The sequence below is a fragment of the Kitasatospora sp. NPDC101157 genome (genome assembly GCF_044768255.1).
Classification (GTDB): domain Bacteria; phylum Actinomycetota; class Actinomycetes; order Streptomycetales; family Streptomycetaceae; genus Kitasatospora.
The window spans coordinates 72,817-89,116 of the sequence record NZ_JBIWPL010000026.1; the positions used below are offsets into that span (position 1 = coordinate 72,817).

The 16,300-nt window shown below is 74.6% G+C and carries 13 protein-coding genes; 6 read left to right on the plus strand and 7 right to left on the minus strand.

The features are described 5' to 3' along the window. Nucleotides 1-120: 120 nt before the first annotated feature. Nucleotides 121-1,935, plus strand: coding sequence for a non-ribosomal peptide synthetase (locus tag ACIRVF_RS34925; RefSeq protein WP_402827175.1), 1,815 nt, complete (start codon nt 121-123; stop codon nt 1,933-1,935). Then, entirely contained in the window at nt 1,932-4,802 is a 2,871-nt protein-coding gene (locus ACIRVF_RS34930) for a condensation domain-containing protein (RefSeq protein WP_402827178.1), read from the plus strand. The genes ACIRVF_RS34925 and ACIRVF_RS34930 overlap by 4 nt, the downstream gene beginning before the upstream one ends. Here ACIRVF_RS34930 and ACIRVF_RS34935 read toward each other — a convergent pair. The 4 genes from ACIRVF_RS34935 to ACIRVF_RS34950 all read right to left on the minus strand — a co-directional run bounded on the left by ACIRVF_RS34935 (nt 4,718) and on the right by ACIRVF_RS34950 (nt 9,504). Beyond that, nucleotides 4,718-5,104 carry a hypothetical protein gene (locus ACIRVF_RS34935; protein WP_402827181.1) on the minus strand — a complete coding sequence of 129 codons (387 nt, stop codon included), beginning with the start codon at nt 5,102-5,104 and terminating at the stop codon, nt 4,718-4,720. The two genes, ACIRVF_RS34930 and ACIRVF_RS34935, sit on opposite strands and share 85 nt — an antisense overlap. A gap of 105 nt (nt 5,105-5,209) precedes the next feature. After that, nucleotides 5,210-6,622: a VWA-like domain-containing protein gene (locus ACIRVF_RS34940; RefSeq protein WP_402827184.1), complete on the minus strand. Its 1,413-nt coding sequence runs from the start codon at nt 6,620-6,622 to the stop codon at nt 5,210-5,212. Next, nucleotides 6,619-7,872, minus strand: a complete 1,254-nt coding sequence (locus ACIRVF_RS34945; RefSeq protein ID WP_402827314.1) for an AAA family ATPase — start codon at nt 7,870-7,872, stop codon at nt 6,619-6,621. The genes ACIRVF_RS34940 and ACIRVF_RS34945 overlap by 4 nt, the downstream gene beginning before the upstream one ends. 114 nt (nt 7,873-7,986) lie before the next feature. Beyond that, nucleotides 7,987-9,504 (minus strand): hypothetical protein, encoded by a 1,518-nt coding sequence (locus ACIRVF_RS34950; protein WP_402827187.1) that lies wholly within the window; start codon nt 9,502-9,504, stop codon nt 7,987-7,989. A 268-nt stretch (nt 9,505-9,772) separates the two neighbouring features. On the opposite strand from ACIRVF_RS34950, the gene ACIRVF_RS34955 reads away from it, so the two are divergent. Next, complete coding sequence (locus tag ACIRVF_RS34955) at nt 9,773-10,465, plus strand: polysaccharide deacetylase family protein (protein WP_402827190.1); 693 nt, start codon at nt 9,773-9,775, stop codon at nt 10,463-10,465. 83 nt (nt 10,466-10,548) lie between these two features. On the opposite strand, the gene ACIRVF_RS34960 is transcribed toward ACIRVF_RS34955, so the two are convergent. Beyond that, nucleotides 10,549-11,043 carry a DUF1772 domain-containing protein gene (locus tag ACIRVF_RS34960; RefSeq protein WP_402827193.1) on the minus strand — a complete coding sequence of 165 codons (495 nt, stop codon included), beginning with the start codon at nt 11,041-11,043 and terminating at the stop codon, nt 10,549-10,551. Between the two features lie 163 nt (nt 11,044-11,206). Between ACIRVF_RS34960 and ACIRVF_RS34965 the strand changes: the two genes are divergently transcribed. Beyond that, nucleotides 11,207-12,223 carry an AraC family transcriptional regulator gene (locus ACIRVF_RS34965; RefSeq protein ID WP_402827196.1) on the plus strand — a complete coding sequence of 339 codons (1,017 nt, stop codon included), beginning with the start codon at nt 11,207-11,209 and terminating at the stop codon, nt 12,221-12,223. A 494-nt stretch (nt 12,224-12,717) separates the two neighbouring features. On the opposite strand, the gene tpx is transcribed toward ACIRVF_RS34965, so the two are convergent. After that, entirely contained in the window at nt 12,718-13,218 is a 501-nt protein-coding gene (gene tpx / locus ACIRVF_RS34970; RefSeq protein WP_402827199.1) for a thiol peroxidase, read from the minus strand. A 190-nt stretch (nt 13,219-13,408) separates the two neighbouring features. Then, complete coding sequence (locus ACIRVF_RS34975) at nt 13,409-14,401, minus strand: GlxA family transcriptional regulator (protein ID WP_402827202.1); 993 nt, start codon at nt 14,399-14,401, stop codon at nt 13,409-13,411. 52 nt (nt 14,402-14,453) lie between these two features. On the opposite strand from ACIRVF_RS34975, the gene ACIRVF_RS34980 reads away from it, so the two are divergent. Together ACIRVF_RS34980 and ACIRVF_RS34985 are read left to right on the plus strand one after the other, a co-directional pair. Then, on the plus strand, nt 14,454-14,849 hold the full coding sequence (locus tag ACIRVF_RS34980) for a cupin domain-containing protein (RefSeq protein WP_402827205.1): 396 nt from the start codon (nt 14,454-14,456) through the stop codon (nt 14,847-14,849). A gap of 457 nt (nt 14,850-15,306) precedes the next feature. Then, nucleotides 15,307-16,068 carry a class I SAM-dependent methyltransferase gene (locus ACIRVF_RS34985; RefSeq protein ID WP_402827208.1) on the plus strand — a complete coding sequence of 254 codons (762 nt, stop codon included), beginning with the start codon at nt 15,307-15,309 and terminating at the stop codon, nt 16,066-16,068. The last annotated feature ends 232 nt before the right edge of the window (nt 16,069-16,300 follow it).

Consider the following 16,300-nt stretch of genomic DNA (forward strand, 5'->3'; position numbering starts at 1 on the left):
CTGCGCCCCCGCGGCAGCGCGGCTATCTTGTTCGGGCGCGGCCGCCCAAACCCCTCACCCCCCCTCCCACGCGCGCCGCCCCCCGGCCCCACGGCCGGGGCGCCCGGAAGGGAACCAGCCATGACGCCCGCCCTCCCCACGCTCGCCGCACCCCTCACGCTTCCCGCCCTGGTCGCCCGGCAGGCCGAGCAGCACCCCGCCGCCCTCGCCGTGACCGACGGGGACACCTACCTCACCTACCGCGAACTCGTCGACGCCTCCGGCCGGCTGGCCGCTGTCCTGGCCGCGCGCGGCATCGGCCCCGGCAGCTCCGTCGGCCTGCTCTGCGCCCGCTCGGCCCGGTTCGCCGTCGCCCAACTCGCGGTCTGGCGGGCCGGCGCCCTCGTCGTCCCGATCGACCCGGCCTACCCCCGCCCGCGGATCGCCGAGATGACCGCCGACGCGGACGTCCGGCTCGTCCTCGGCGACAAGGCGCTGCTCGCCGAGGCCGGACTGCCCGCCGAGCACACCCTCGTGCTGACCGAGCGCGGCACCGAGGCCGCCGAGGCCACCGGCGCGCCGGTGCCCGACGCCGCCGAGCCCGACGCGCCAGCCCTGCTGTACTACACCTCCGGCTCCACCGGCCGCCCCAAGGGCGTGCTGGTCCCGCACCGCGCCGTCGCCGACCTGGTCACCGCCCCCGACGCGCTCGCCCTCGGCCCGCGCGACCGGGTCCTGTTCCACTCCACCCCCTCCTTCGACGCCGCCACCTTCGAACTGTGGGCCCCGCTCGCCCACGGCGCCGCCACCGCGATCTCCCCGGCCGACCGGCCCAGCGCCGAGGAACTCGTCCGCGACGTCGAGCGGTTCGGCGTCACCACCGCCTTCATCACCACCGCGCTCTTCCACCACCTGGCGGCCAGGCAGTCCCGGATCTTCGGCGTGCTGCGCACCCTGGCCGTCGGGGGCGAGGCGCTCGCCCCCGACCACGCCGGGGCGGTCGTGAGCGCCTTCCCGTGGCTGGAGCTCTACAACGTCTACGGCCCCACCGAGGCCACCACCTTCACCACCGCGCACCGGATCACCCCGGCCGACTGCGAGAACGGCCCCGTCCCGATCGGACGGGCCTTCGGCGGCTCCTTCACCGCCGTCCTGGACGAGCGGCTCGCACCGGTGGAGGCCGGCACGGTCGGCGAACTCTGGATCGGCGGCGCGCGACTCGCCCACGGCTACCTGGACCGGCCCGAGCTGACCGCCGAGCGCTTCCGCGAGCTCCCGGGCCTCGGCCGCGCCTACCGCAGCGGCGACCTGGTGCGCCAACGGCCCGACGGCGCGCTGGAGTTCCACGGCCGCACCGACGACCAGGTCAAGGTCCGCGGCTTCCGGATCGAGCCCGGCGAGGTCGAGCAGGCGCTGCTGCAGTTCCCCGAGGTCGCCGAGGTGGCCGTGGTGGTCCGCCGGGCCGGGCAGGCCGACGCCGCGCTCACCGCCTGCGTGGTCCCCGCCGAGGGCGCCGGAACGGCCGTCGAGGGCCTGCGCGCCCGGCTCGCCGAGCGGCTGCCCGCCCACCTGGTGCCCACCGCCTGGACCGTCCTCGCCGAACTCCCGCTCAACGGCAGGGGCAAGGTCGACCGGCGGGCGCTCGCCGAGGCCCCCGACCCCTCCGCGGCCGGGCAGGCCGCTGTCGAAACCGGACTCGGCCCGATCCAGCAGGTCGTCGCCGACGCCTGGAGCCGGGCGCTGGAGCGCCCGATCACCGACCCGTCCGCCGACTTCCTCGCCGAGGGCGGCCACTCCCTGCTCGCCATGTGGGTCGTCGACGACCTGCGCGAGGACCTCGGCGTCGAACTCTCCCTCGCCGACTTCCTCGACCACCCCACCGTGGCCGCACAGGCCGAACTGCTGGAGCGCGCCCTGCGGGCCGCCGACGACACCTCCGGAGCAGCACAGCGATGACCAGCGACCAGAACGACCTGCTGCGCCGCGCCCGCAGCCGTCGCACCGCACTGACCCCCGCCCGACCGGCCGCCGCCGAGGACAGCGGCCCGGCCCCGCTCTCGCACGCCCAGCAGCGGATGTGGCTGATGGAGCAGCTCGGCCAGGGCGGTGCCCTCTACAACGTCCCGATCGCCACCCGGCTGCGCGGGCCGCTCGACACCGACGCCCTGGCGACCGCGCTCACCGGCCTGACCGAGCGGCACGCCGCCCTGCGCACCCGCTACCCGCGCCGCGGTGAGCAGCCGTACCAGCACATCGAGCCCGCCGGGCCGGTGCCGCTGCCGGTGGTGGACGCCTCGGGCGCCGAGCAACTCCTCGAAGAGGCAGCCCGACCGTTCGACCTCACGGCCGGCCCGGTGCTGCGCGCCCTGCTGCTGCGGCACGGACCCGAGGACCACACCCTGCTCCTGACGATCCATCACATCGCCGTCGACGGCGGCTCGCTGCCCGCCCTCACCGCCGACCTCGCCGCCCTGTACGCCGCCGCCCGGGACGGCGCCGAGCCCCAGCTCCCGCCGCCGGGAATGCCGTACGCCGAGTACGCCCGCCAGGAGCGCGCCCGCGACGCCGAACTCACCGCCGCGGCAGACGCCCGCGCCGCCCAGCTGGCCGGAGCCCGCCCGCTGCCGCTGCTGCGGCCCGTCCCGCCCGGCGCCCGCGACCGCCGCGCCGCCCTGCACACGGCCCCCCTCGACGCCGCCACCGTCGAAGGCCTGCGGCAGCTCGGCGCACGGCACGGCGCCACCCTGTTCGCCGTCGTCCTCGCCGCCGCCTTCGCCACCCTGCGCACCGCCGCCGGCCAGGACGACCTCACCCTCGGCTGCGCCAGCGGCCAGCGCGCCCGCCCCGAGCTGCGCCGCACGGTGGGCCTGGGCGTCAACACCCTCGCGGTACGGGCCGAGCTCACCGGCGGCGAGTCCTTCGCCGACGCCCTCGCCCTGGTGCGCGGCGCCCTGCTGGAGGCCCAGCAGCACCACCAGGTGCCCTTCGACCTGGTGGTCGAGCGCCTCAGCGCGGCGGCGCGCGGTGCCGACGGCACCCCGCTGCTGTCGGTCAGCTGCGACGTCATCCAGCCCCCGACGCCGCTGACCCTGCCCGGGCTCGACGCCGAGGACGTCGAACTCGACCTCGGGCTGGCCAAGTTCGACCTCACCCTGGTGCTGGAGGAAGGCCCGCGGCCGCGCTGCCTGGTCCAGCACGACCGGGACGCGCTGGACGAGGCCACGGGCGCCCGACTGGTCGAGGCCTTCGCCGCGGTGCTCCGGTCGGTGGTCGAGGACGCGGAGCTCCCGCTCGCCGAACTGCCCGGCGAACTCCTGGTGCCCACCGGCGAACACCCGGTGCTGGAGGCGCTGCTGGCCGAACCCGGGGTGGCCGACGCGGCGGTCGTGGAGGCCGCCGACGGGCCGCCGCTCGCCTACGCGGTGGTGCGGGGGGCGGTGGCGCCCACCGGCACCGAGCTGCGCGCCCGGCTCCGGCGCTCGGTCGCGGTCGGCGAACTTCCGCCGGCCGTCACCCTGTTGGACCGGATCCCGCGCGGCGCGGACGGCGCCGTCGACCGCGGCCGGCTGCCGGGGGCCGAGGCCGCCGGGCCTGCCGCCGGGTCCGTCGGCGCTCCTGTCGCAGCTCCCGCGGCCGCTCCCGTCGTCGAGCGGACCGGCCCGCTCGACCTGGTCCGCACCGCCTTCGGTGAACTGCTCGGCAGTGTCCCGCCCGCCGACGGCGACTTCTTCGCCCTCGGCGGCCACTCGCTGGTCGCCGTCCAGCTCGCCGAACGCCTGCGCACCCGCGTCGGGCTGCCGCTCACCGGCCTCGACATCCTGGAGCACCGCACCCCGCGCGCCCTCGCCGCCCTGCTCGGCGCCCGCGAGGAGGAGCGCCGCGCCGCCATCGCCCGGGCCGGCGACCGCACGACGGCCGAGCCCCGCACCGGCACCGTGCTGCTCACCGGCGCCACGGGTGGGGTCGGCGCCGCGGTGCTGCAGGAACTGATGGCCCAGGGGCGGCCGGTACGCGTCCTGGTCCGCCCGGAGTCCGCGCACCTGCCCGCCCTCCACGGCGCCGAGATCGCCGAGGGCGACCTCGCCGACCTGGACAGCCTCCAGCGCGCCGTCAAGGGGGTGGACGCCGTCATCCATGCCGCCTGCACCTTCACCGAGCACGAGATCGACGTCGCCGCCATGCGGGCCCTGCTGGACGGCTGGACCGGCGGCCCGTTCGTCTTCGTCAGCAGCATCGACGCCTACGGCCGGCCGGCCGGAACCGAGGTCGCCGAGGGCGGGCCCAGCGGCGCGCCGGTCACCGCGTACGGGCAGGCCAAGCTCGACTGCGAGCGGATGCTGTTCGAGACCGCCGGGGCCACCGGACACGGCCCGGTCACCGTGGTGCGCGCCCCGATCGTCTGGGGCCCGCACCAGCGCCTGCGCGACCAGCTCCGCTGGGGCTCCACGGGCGAGCTCTACCAGGCGGCGCTGGCCGGTCGGCCGATCGTCCTGCCGGCCGGGGGAGCCGACCGGGAGGACGAGTGGAGCGGCGCCGCCTGGGTGCACTCCGCCGCCCTGGCCCGCGCCCTCGCCGCCTGCATCCTGCCCGACGGCCCCGCCGCGGGCCGGATCGTCAACGCGATCAACGGACACGTGTCCTGGGCGGAGTTCAGCACAGAGCTGATCCGACTGCTCGGATCGGACAGCACGGTGGAGCTGAGTGCCGACGCCGACCCGGAGCTGTGGCGGCCCTGGCACTACCGGTCGGAGACGCTCGCGGCCGCGCTGCAGCCGGAGCCGGGGGAGGACTGGCGCAGCGTGCTGGCGGCCATGGTCCGCTGAGCCGCGCGTGACCGGGCGGAGGGGTCCTTGGGGCCCCTCCGCCCGGCGAAGTCGTCCGCGGCCGCGGCGCTCGCCAACTCCCGGCGCCAGGCAGGGAACTCCGGCCCTGTCAGGAGCTCCGCGGCGCGCCGGTCCAGGTACTCGCACACCGCACCGCTCGCCATCGCCCGATCGGGATCGGCGAGCACCCGCGCCACCAGCTCGGCCGCGTCCTCCGTTGCCGTCTGCGCGAACTCCCTTCGGTAGTAAGCCAGTCGGGCGTGCTCGTCGGGCTCCGTGTCCTCGGCCCGGTTCGGGTTCACAGGGGCCTTCCTCCCTCGGCCGTGGAGTCGTCGTCGTACCGCTGGCGTGCGTCTGGCGTGCTGCTGGCTTGCGTCTGGCGTGCTTCTGGCGTGCACGGTGGCCGTTCAGCCGATGGTGACCACGCGTGCCCACTCCGGCGGCGCGTCCGGCCGGTACTCGCCGTCGTTCTCGTCGTACCGGCTCGGCCGCCCGAACAGGCCGACCACCGTACGGCACGACGGCACCACCGCCGGCCAGGGCGTCTGCCCGTCGGTCAGTACCACCACGACGTCCGGCCGCGGCCGGGTCCGCAGCGCCGCCGCGAAGCCCGTCCGCAGGTCCGTCCCCCCGCCGCCGACCAGCGGGATGCCCGCCGCCCGGCAGAGCGCGCCGACGGACTGGGCGGCCGCGTCGCAGGACACCACGGTGACCAGGTCGTGGCGGCCGCCGACCGCCTGGCCGATCGCTGCCACCTCCAGCAGCGCGCTGCCCAGCTCCCGGTCGGAGACCGACCCCGAGGTGTCGATCACCACCGCGACCCGGGGCGGCCGCCGTCGCAGGGCCGGCAGCACCACGCGGGGCAGCCCGACCGAGCGCCGGGCCGGGCGGCCGTAGCTGTAGTCGCCGCCCGCGCCCGGCCCGGAGACCGCCGAGCGCATCGCCGCGCCCAGCAGCTGCCGCCACGGCTGCGGCGGATGGAACACCTCCTCGGCCCAGCGCCGCCAGCCCGCAGGGGCGTTCCCGGGGCGGCCCCGGATGGCCTCGGCGACCCGGAAGCGGACGGCGTCCCGCTCCTGGGCGGTCAGCCCGTGGGCGCCCTCCGGGCCGAGCTCCCACCCGCGGTCCATGCCGTCGGCGCCGCTGCCACAGTCCAGCCAGGCCAGGCCCGGCTTGCGCAGGTCGAAGCTGAAACCGCGGAGGTAGTCCTCCATCAGCTCGCCGTCCGGCAGATCGAGGAACCCGGGCGTCAGTGCGCCCGGCGGTGTGACCAGCCCGTCGCCGAACGCGTCGTCGTTGATCTCGCAGTCGGCGGCGATGTTCATCCGCAGCCGGTCCGCCGGGCCCCTCAGCCCGAGCTCGCGCGCCAGGCGGTCGCTGCGTCCATGGTGGTCGCGCAGCAGGTGGGACACCTCGTGCACCCAGATCGAGGCGAGCTCCTCCACCGGGGTGCGATCGACGAAGGCCGGCGAGGCGTAGCAGCGCCAGTACCGGTCCACGGCCATGGTCGGCGTCTGCGGGGACTCCACCAGGTGCAGGGCGAACAGTGCCGTCGCCAGGTAGGGGCGGGCCCGGACGGCCTGCAGCCGGGCGGCGTAGAGCTTGCCGCGGTCCAGCCTGCCCAGGTCGGGACCGGCGTTGGCGGCGGGGTCCGGTCCGGCGGTCCTCGGGCGGCTGCGCCTGCCGACGTCCAGGGGCGTGGGGGCGGCAGGACCGTTCCTTTTTGCCAGGTCCCGCGGGGTGGGGGCGGGTCCGGCCGTGCGGCCGGCCTGCGCCGGGATCGCGCCGCCCGGGCCCGGCGGCAGCGTGTCCGCGCTCATCGGCCGGCCGTCACGCCGGTCCGCGCGGCGACCCGCACGGCGGCGCGGTCGGCCCGCCGTGAGAGGGCCACCGTTGAGGCCAGGTGCTCGATCGCCTCCGGGACCTCCCAGTCCTCCCGGCGCAGCGAGGCCAGCGTGGTGGCCGGTACGACCAGCACGTCCGGCGCGCCGGTCTCCATCGCCCGCACCAGCACCGCCCAGGCGGCGTCCCACCGCGCCCGCTCCGGCCGGCTGCGCACCGCGGCCACCACCCCGTCCAGTACCACCTGGCGAAGGTCCCCGCGCTCGGGCAGCACCGCGCCCGAAGGGTCGGCGAGCAACTGCTCCGGGTCCGGCAGGTCCATCCGGTCCAGGCTCGCCATCAGCTCCAGACCCGGGCCGTCCCCGACCGTGCCCCGGACCAGCAGCGACAGCACCTCGCGCGAGGAGCCGGCCGCGGTGGCGAAGGCGATCAGCCGCAGCGTCATGTCCCAGCTGCGCGGGGACGGCCAGGCTCCGCCGCGCTTGGTCTCGGTGGTGGGCAGCCGGTGCACCAACTCCGGTCGGACGGTGAGGAGTTCGCACACCGCCCGGCGGGCGAAGGCGACCGCCGACGACAGCTCCGCCGGATCGAGCAGCGGAAAGGTGGCGACCGGCCACACCCCGCCGAGGCCGCGCACCACCACCTCGTGGTCGTGCACCCACTGCAGATGGACGAACCGGTTGGCCAGCGGCGGGCTCAGCTCCCACCCGTCGGCCGCCGAGGATCGCGGGTTGGCGGCCGCCACGATCCTTACCCCCGGCGGCAGTTGGAGCGCACCGATGCGCCGCTCCAGGACGAGGCGGAGCAGCGCGGCCTGGACGGCGGGCGGCGCGGTGGACAACTCGTCCAGGAACAGCAGCCCGCGACCGGCCCGGACCAGCCGTACCGCCCAGTCCGGCGGGGCCAGCGGGACGCCCTGCTGCGCCGGATCGTCGCCGACGATGGGCAGGCCGGAGAAGTCCGACGGCTCGTGGACGCTCGCGATGACGGTGGTCAGCGGCAGGTCCAGGGCCTCGGCGAGCTGGTTGAGAGCGGCGGTCTTGCCGATGCCCGGCTCGCCCCAGAGCAGGACGGGCAGGTCGGCGGCCACGGCGAGGGTGAGGGCCTCCAGCTGGTCGTCGGGGCGTGGTTCGGTGCGGGTGTCGCCGAGCAGGTCGAGCAGTTGACGGGCGACGTCGAGCCGGGCGTGGCTGGGCGCGGGCGGGGACATGGGCGTGGATGTGGGCATGGGCATGGATGTGGGCATGGGCATGGGCATTGGTGGTCACCTTGGGAAGTCGGAAGTCAGCGGGGTTCAGCAGGTGGTTCAGTAAGCGCAGCAGGATCAGCCGGCTCAGCGGTTTCAGCGCGTGGCGGTGCGGGGGCGCCGGGGGAAGGGGAAGCGGTCGAGCCCGTGGCGGCCCGAGCCCGGTGTCCGGTAGAGGGCGTAGGAAACCCCGCTCTGTACGGCCTTGACGCGTTGGTCGACGGTCAGACCGGCCCGGTAGAGACCGTAGACGACCCGGCGTTCCGCCGCCGCGGTGAGCTCCTCGCGCAGCGGGCCGTCGCGCAGCGCCGCCCGCGGGCCGAGCAGATCCTCCACCACGGCGAGCGCCCCGGCGGTGTCGCCGTGGTTCAACCGCTCGCGCACACCGGCCAGTTCGACCGGGGCACGGTGTGCCTGGTCGATCGCGCGAAGGCACGGCAGCGGGCTGCCGGACAGCGCGGCCAACAGCTCCTCACGACGCAGCTGGGCCGGGTCGTGGTCGAGCGCGGTCAGTACTCCGTTCACCACCGCGATCCGGTGTTGGGCGCCTCGGCACTCCACCAGCCGTTGCCCTGGGGGTGGTTGGGGGTGTCGGGCAGGCCGGTGCCCGGGCGCCAGTGCGGCCGCCACCAGCGGATGCAGCCGGTCGGGCCCGATCGCCCCGCTGCGCAGCAGGTCGATGTCGGGCAGCACCCAGGTTGCGGCGTCGGGCAGCAGGGGCAGGGCGCGGAGGTCGATCGCGGCCTGCTCGGGCGGTTCGTACGACCGCGTCGGTGCGTTCGGTGTGTTCGGTGCGTTCGGGTCGTTCGGCGCGTTGGGGTCGCTCGGGGCGTTCGGTGCGTTCGGGATGAGGAGCAGCCGCCTGCCGTGCTCCACGCGGACCGTGACCGGACCGGGCGGGAGTCCCTCGGCACGCAGCAGGACCTCGGCCTCGGCGGCCCAGCGGTCGACGGCATGACGCAGCCCGTACCGGCCGGGCCCGTCCTGCGGGCCGCCGGCCGGAGGCCCGTCCATCGGACGCCCGTCGGTCGGACGCCCTTCGGCCGGACGCCCTTCGGCCGGACGCCCGTCGGTCGGCGCGCCGCGACCGGCGCGCAGTGCCAATTCCCCACTGCGACCCGCGTCCCAGAGATGCCGGTGCAGATCGAGCCGGAAGCGGCGGCTGGGCCGTGGGTGCGGATGCGGGGCGCGACCGGTGCGGGACCCGTCCCAGAGCGCCAGGCTGATCCGCTGCCCGTACTCCGCCCAGGCGGGCGGTGTCCGGACCACCAGGTGCACCGGCCGCTCGCCCGGGTAACGGACCAGCGGCACGGTCAGTCCGGCGCGCAGCAGTCCGTCGGGTGCGGTCCTCGGAAGGTGCCAGCGCAGCAAGTCCGGTGCCAGGCAGCGTAGATCGCCCCGCAGCCGGTCGGCGAACTCCCGGCCGTGGACGCGGGCGACGCGTGGCAGCTGGAAGTCGATCTCGACGTTGGCGGCGGCACAGGCGCCTGCCCAGTCGCCGGACAGTCGGCGCACGGTGGCAGCTTCGATCATGGAGGGCGGCACGCCGTACTCGCGTACGCGCTGCCAGAAGGAGAGTCGGGAGTCGTTCCCGTTCGCGGTGGAGGTGAGCATCAGCACTCACCTTGGGCGAACGAGACCTCCGATCCGGAATCGGCGAAAGTGTTCATCGCGGGCAGCATAGCGCCGGCCGTCGCCGCCCCGCCACACCTTTCCACGGCGCGGCCGTGGCGGCCGCCGGCACGCTCACTGTCCGGCCTCCCTCGCCCCGCACTCAGCTGGCCGATTTCAGGCCTTTCGCCCTCCGGCGGCTCGCGGTCCCCTCGGTCATCGGCGCAGACTGGCCGGTGGCACACGGAAGTTCCGACGTCAGGGGGCAGGCATGGCCGTACGACCCGTTGGACGCAGGGGAGTCGGGAGGATCCGGACCGCGATCGGCGCCCTCGCCGTCGCGGCGGTCGCGGGGGCGGTGGTCGCGGTGCCCACCGAGACGGCGGAGGCGGCCGGGTCCACGGGCGGCAAGGTCGTCTACCTCACCTTCGACGACGGCCCCAGCCCCACCTACACCCCGAGGATCCTTTCGATCCTCAACCGTTACGGCGTGCGCGCGACCTTCTTCGAGATCGGGGAGAACGTCGCCGCCCACCCCTCGCTCACCGCGCAGGTCGCCCGCCAGGGGCACAGCGTTCAGAACCACTCCTGGTCGCACCCGGACCTGAGCCGGCTCTCCGCCTCGTCCTTCAACTCCCAGGTGAACAACACCGATCGGGTCATCCGGGCGCAGACCGGCCGCACCCCGAAATGCCTGCGCCCGCCGTACGGCGCGGTGAACGGCACGGTGCGCTCCCGGGCTGCGGCACTCGGCAAGCAGGTCGTGCTCTGGTCCGTGGATCCGGCCGACTGGTCCAGGCCGGGCACGGCGACGATCCAGTCGCGGGTGCTGCGGAACGTCCGCCCGGGCTCGGTCATCCTGCTGCACGACGGCGGCGGTGACCGCAGCCAGACCGCCGCGGCCCTGCCCGCCATCCTGTCCACCCTCAAGGCCCGCGGCTACAGCTTCGAGACCCTCTGCTGACCCGGCCGCCGGGGCCGAACGGCCGGACGGAGTGCCGACACCCGCCGGCCCGGACTATTTCTTCCGGCTCTTCCACGCGGTGCTCAGCTCTGCCCGTTGAGAACCAGGGCCCAGGCCAGGCACCCCAGCGCGGCCGTGCACAGCAGCGCGCGCAGCACGTTGAAGCGCACCCAGCGTGCCTCGAAGCGGCCGCGCAGCGCCACCGGGTCGGCGATCCGCTGGGGCGAACCGGCCTTCTCCAGCTCGTCGTTGAGGGGGATGTTGACCGAGCGGGTGACCCCGATCGCCGCGACGTACAGTGCCAGGGCGGCCAGCGTCGCGGGCAGCGCGTGGTGGCCGTCCGAGGGCAGGTGCAGGGCGACCGCGGCCGCCGTGGTCAGCAGGGCGCCGACGAAGCCGAGCGCGAACCAGCCGTTCAGGATCGCCACGTTGATCCGCTGCATCACCTCGATGAACGTCCGGTCCTCGACCCCGGCGAGCGCGGGCATCACCGAACACGCGTAGGCGTAGAACAGTCCGGCGCTCAGGCCGCAGGTGACAGTGGCCGCCACCAGGACGAGTGTGCGTGCCGTTTCCATCTTCGCAGCCCCTCTGTTCGCTTGCGCCGCGTGGTGCCCGGGTGGCGCTCCGTTCCCCGTGCGCCGATCATCGGGCATCCGGTCCGCTCGGGCCAGCCCGATCGCTCAAGGCCTCTGAACTGACTGGACGTCACATCATCTTCCTTTAACTACCCTGGGTGCCATGGACACTCTGGCGGGACTTCTCGACGGCCCCAAGGCCCGCGGCGCGTTCCTGCTGCGGTCGATCCTCACCCCACCGTGGTCACTGCGGATCGAGGACCGGGCCCCGCTGTCCGTGGTGACGACGGTCCGAGGCGAGGCCTGGATCCAGCCCGAGCACGGCACCCCGCTGCTGCTGCGTCCGGGCGACGTGGCCATCCTGCGCGGGCCGGAGCCGTACACCGTCGCCGACGACCCGAACACACCGGTCGACGTGATCGTCGGCCCAGGCCAGGCGTGCACCCAGGGCGGGGCGGACGTCTCGGGAGCCATGTCGCTGGGCGTGCGCACCTGGGGTCAGGGCCGCGAGGGCGACCAGGCCTGCTCGGTGCTGCTCTCCGGGACGTACCAGGCCGAGCACGAGATCGGCCGACGCCTGCTCGACTGCCTGCCCGCTCTGCTGGTCCGCCCGGCCGGAACGGGCGCCGACGACACCCTGGTCCACCTGCTCGCCGCCGAGACGGGCCGCAACGAGCCAGGCCAGGAGCTCGTCCTGGACCGCATCCTCGACCTCCTGGTGGTCACCGTCCTGCGCGCCTGGCTGGCCGCCCCCGACTCCGCCGCCCCCGCGTGGTACCGCGCCCAGCACGACCCGGTGGTCGGTCCCGTCCTGCGGCTGATGCACGACGACCCGGCGACCCCGTGGACGGTCGCCGACCTCGCCCAGCAGGTCGGTGTCTCCCGGGCCGGTCTCGCCCGCCGGTTCACCGCCATGGTCGGCGAACCCCCGATGGCCTACCTCGCGGGCCGGCGCCTGGCCGTCGCCGCCGACCTGCTGCGCGACACCGAATGCACCGTCGCCTCCGCCGCCCGCCAGGTCGGCTACAGCAACGCCTTCGCCCTGTCCACGGCCTTCAAGCGTGTGCGTGGCATCAGCCCGCAGGAGCACCGCCGCCTGGCCGCGAACGGCGCCCCGGCCGCTCCGGCCGGGCCGGCCGGCTTCTCGGCGCCGGCTCGGACGGTCATTCTGGCCGGCTGAGCGCCCCCAAGCGCTGCGCACCAGCGGCAGGTCGGTCACCCGTGGGTCCGAACGCCTCCGCTTCCGGCGACAGTCCTGACCGGTCATCAGCAGCGGGAATCAGTCGTGCGTCGGGGTATCGGGGTGTCGGGGCATCGGGGAAGGTGTCGTTCCCCTGGAGCCGGTCGGTCAGCCACTCCGCCAAGGCGACGTTCTCCGGGACGAGGAAGTGGCGCTCGCAGAGCCCGTTCGGGTCGATGCCCCCCATGTTGCCCTGCGGTGAGCTGAGGTCGGTGCACCACCGGATGCCGCACCCCGTGGTCACCGATCTCGTCGTCGGTCCAGGCGGTGGGGGTGGTCATGGGGGAGACCCTGGAGGGCGCCGCGACAGCGGCAGTCGCGCCGTTCGAACCCCGGGAGGCCACGGAAGCGGAGGAGTCGGGAGGCTGGCGGTGGTGCTGGGTGGTGTGGTGCGGGCCCGCCGCGCACGGGTGCGGGGCGGGCCCGGGCCGCAATCAGCTGAGGCTGGTGAGAGCGGCCTCGTAGTTGGGCTCGTGGGCGATTTCCGGGACGAGCTCGGTGTGCAGGACGGTGTCGTTCTCGTCGAGGACGATGACGGCGCGGGCGGTCAGGCCGGCGAGCGGGCCGGTGTTGATCGATACGCCGTAGGCGTCGTGGAAGTCGCGGCCGCGCAGGGTGGAGAGGGTCTTGACGTTCTCCAGGCCCTCAGCGCCGCAGAAGCGGGCCTGGGCGAACGGCAGGTCCGCGGAGATGCACAGGACGACGGTGTTCTCCAGGGCGGCGGCCTTGGTGTTGAAGGTGCGCACCGAGGTCGCGCAGGTCGGGGTGTCGATGCTCGGGAAGATGTTCAGGACCTTGCGCTGTCCGGCGAAGTCCTTGAGGGAGGTGTCCGCGAGGCCCTCGCCGACCAGCGTGAACGCCGGGGCCTGGGTGCCCGCGGCGGGCAGCGTGCCGCCGACCTCGACGGGGTTCCCCTTCAGGGTGACCTGAGCCATGAAAAGCCTCCTACCAGCGGTGTACGGGTGACAACGCGCCCGATCCTACTGCCCGCCCACCGGCACCCACTCGGGTGACCGAGGAGCGGACACCGCGCCTGCCTTCGGCGCCTGCCTTCGACGCCCGGTGCCTGCCTTCGACGCCCGGTGCTCGGTGCCCGGCGCCGGCGCTCCCGGGAGTGGGACGTCGTCAGTTCGCCTCGGGCCCGAACCGGCGCCTGTACGCCGACGGAGTGATGCCCGTCTCCCGTCGCATCAGAGCGCGCAGGTTGGTCGCGGTGCCCAGCCCGCTCAGCCGTGCGACCACCTCGAAGCGTGACTCGCCTCGCTCGATCAGCCGGCAGGCCAGGCCGAGCCGTTCCCCGGTGAGCCACATCAGCGGAGTCGTTCCCAGCTGCGCCCGGAAGCGGCGGTGCAGTGTCGCCGGGCTGACCGCGGCATGTGCCGCGAGGTCCGCGATCGCCAGGGGCGAGTCGAGCCGTTCCTGCGCCCAGGCCAGGAGCGGTGCCAGGGACTCGCCGGGGAGGTCGGGCATGGGGCGTTCGACGAACTGGCGCTGCCCGCCGTCGCGGTGTGCCGCGAAGACCAGTCTGCGGCTGACGGAGTTGGCGACCTCGGCGCCGTGGTCGCGGCGGACCACGTGCAGTCCGAGGTCGAGGGCGGCGGCGCTTCCCGCGGCGGTGAGGATGTCGCCGTCGTCCACGAAGAGCACGTCCGGTTCGAGGTGGACGGCGGGGAAGCGGGCGCGGAAGGAATCCGCCCACTGCCAGTGGGCCGTGGCCCGGCGGCCGTCGAGGACGCCGGCTTCGGCGAGGGTGAACGCGCCGCTGCAGAAGCCGATCAGGCGGGCGCCGCGCGTGTGGGCCCGTCGGATGGTGTCCAGCACCGCGGGCCGACGGGGAACGTCGACGTCGGGGCGGTTGGGGACGATCAAGGTGTCTGCCGTGTCGGCCGCTTCCAGGCCGACGACCCCGGTGAGGGTGAAGAAGCCGTCCCGCATCACGGTGGAGGGCTCGGGGGAGCAGAGCCGGAAGTCGTAGAGCTCGCGGCCGATCTCAGGCCTGCGCAGGCCGAAGACCTCGGTCGCGCAGCCGAGCTCGAACGGGTTCGAGTTCTCGTCCACGATCACGACCACCCGGTGTGCGCCCGTCGCCCGGGCTCGCTGCGAGGATCCTTTCGCCATGTGCAATTCCTAGCACTCGCGCCGTCCGTGCGAGGCGGCCGAGGATGGGCCCATGAGCAACCAGCCGATCTTCCTTCCCCGTGCCCTGGCCTCCTTCGACGCACTGTGGAGTCCACGCATCGTCTCGCGCGTCAACGACTACGACGTCCGGATCGCGAAGGTCGAGGGCGAACACATCTGGCACGCCCACGACGACACGGACGAGTTCTTCCTGGTGCTCGACGGGGAACTGCACATCTCCTTGCGGGAGCCCGGGGGTGAGCGCACGGTCCTGCTGCCGCAGGGGGCGGTCTTCACCGTTCCCGCAGGTACGGAGCACAAGCCGTCCGCGCCGTCCGGAGCCGCGATCCTCATGTTCGAGCCGACCGGGACACCGAGCGTGGGCGACCGCCACGACGAGGTCCCCGCCCACGTGGACGCGACGACCGGACACACCCTCGACGCCTGAGCAACCGGGCGACGCCGGAACCGCGGGCGGGTGGTCGTAGCCGGCCGAGGCGTGAAGGCCGGGAGGCCCTGGTGCCGCGGTCCCCGGTTCTCGTGCGGCCACGGGCGCGCGGGCGAGAAGGTGCCCGGACGTGGGCGTCGCATGGTGGTGGACTGCGTGGGCCTGGTCCTGGGGGTCGTGGTGGCCACCGCCCGCCACCGCGAGTGGCGGTCGTGGTGACCACGCGAGCGTCCACGACAGCAGCGCCGCCGGGGACCCGCTGGAACAGCCGCGGGCCCGCCTCAGGAGGATCACCCCTCGGCGAGGGGTCCGGTTGTCCCGGGGCGGGCCGGGTGCCGGAGCCGTGAGCTCGGCGAGGGCGGCCCCGCCCTGGCGGCCGGGTCGGCCGTGTGGCCGGATGCGGGTGCGGGCATGGGCGTCTGGCGCCTGTGTCCGCCGGGTGGGAGATGATGGGGGGATGTCCGCCGGCTCGCGTGCGCGTTCGTTCGATGTGGCGGCTGCCCGGTACGAGGCGGCTCGTCCGTCGTATCCGCCCGCCCTGTTCGACGCGATCGAGCAGTTGATGGGCCGACCGTTGGCGGGGGTGCGGGTCGCGGACGTGGGGGCGGGCACCGGGATCGCGACCAGGCTTCTGCGCGAGCGGGGCGCGGAGGTGATCGCGGTCGAGCCCGGTGGTGCGATGGCGGCCGAATTGCGTCGGGTGCTTCCCGATGTGCCGCTGGTGCGGGGCGACGGCAACGCCCTGCCGCTGGCTGATTCCTCGTGCGAACTCCTCACCTACGCCCAGTCGTGGCAGTGGACCGATACCGGCCGTTCGGTGCCTGAGGCACTGCGTGTCCTTCGCCCGGGCGGGCTGCTGGCGATCTGGTGGAACACCACGGCTTTCGACGTCCCGTGGATCCGCGCGCAGCACGAGCGCATCGCGTACCACTGTGGGATCCCCGCGCGTTCGCCGGTGCGTCCCGACGACCATGAGGCCGTGCGGCTCGCGGGACTGGACGGGCTGGAGGTCACGCGCCGGCGGATCCGCTGGCGGCGCAGGGTGACGCTCGACACGCACCTGGCCAACATCGGAAGCCGCTCGGCGTTGCTGGTCCTCGGCGAGGATTCCAGCCGTGCCTTCCTCGCCGAGGAGCGCAGGATTCTCGCGCAGGCCTTCCCGGCCGAGGTGGTGGAGGAGGTCTACGTCGTCGACCTGCTGGTGGCCGCCCGCCCGTGACCTCCGGTTCGGCATCATCGTCGGTCTGTTGGGCGGTCACCTGGCGCATCGGAAGTCGTCGACAGGTCGCGGCAGGACGAGTTCGCGCATGCGCCGGTCCCAGGTCGGTCCGCGTGGCCGACCGACCTTGATGTGGATGTCCGGCCCGGAAACGCCTTCGAAACGGTCGCCGAGCCGCCCGGTGAGATGATGATCGCTCCCCGGAATTCTTGACGGTGCCGAGGCCCGAGGA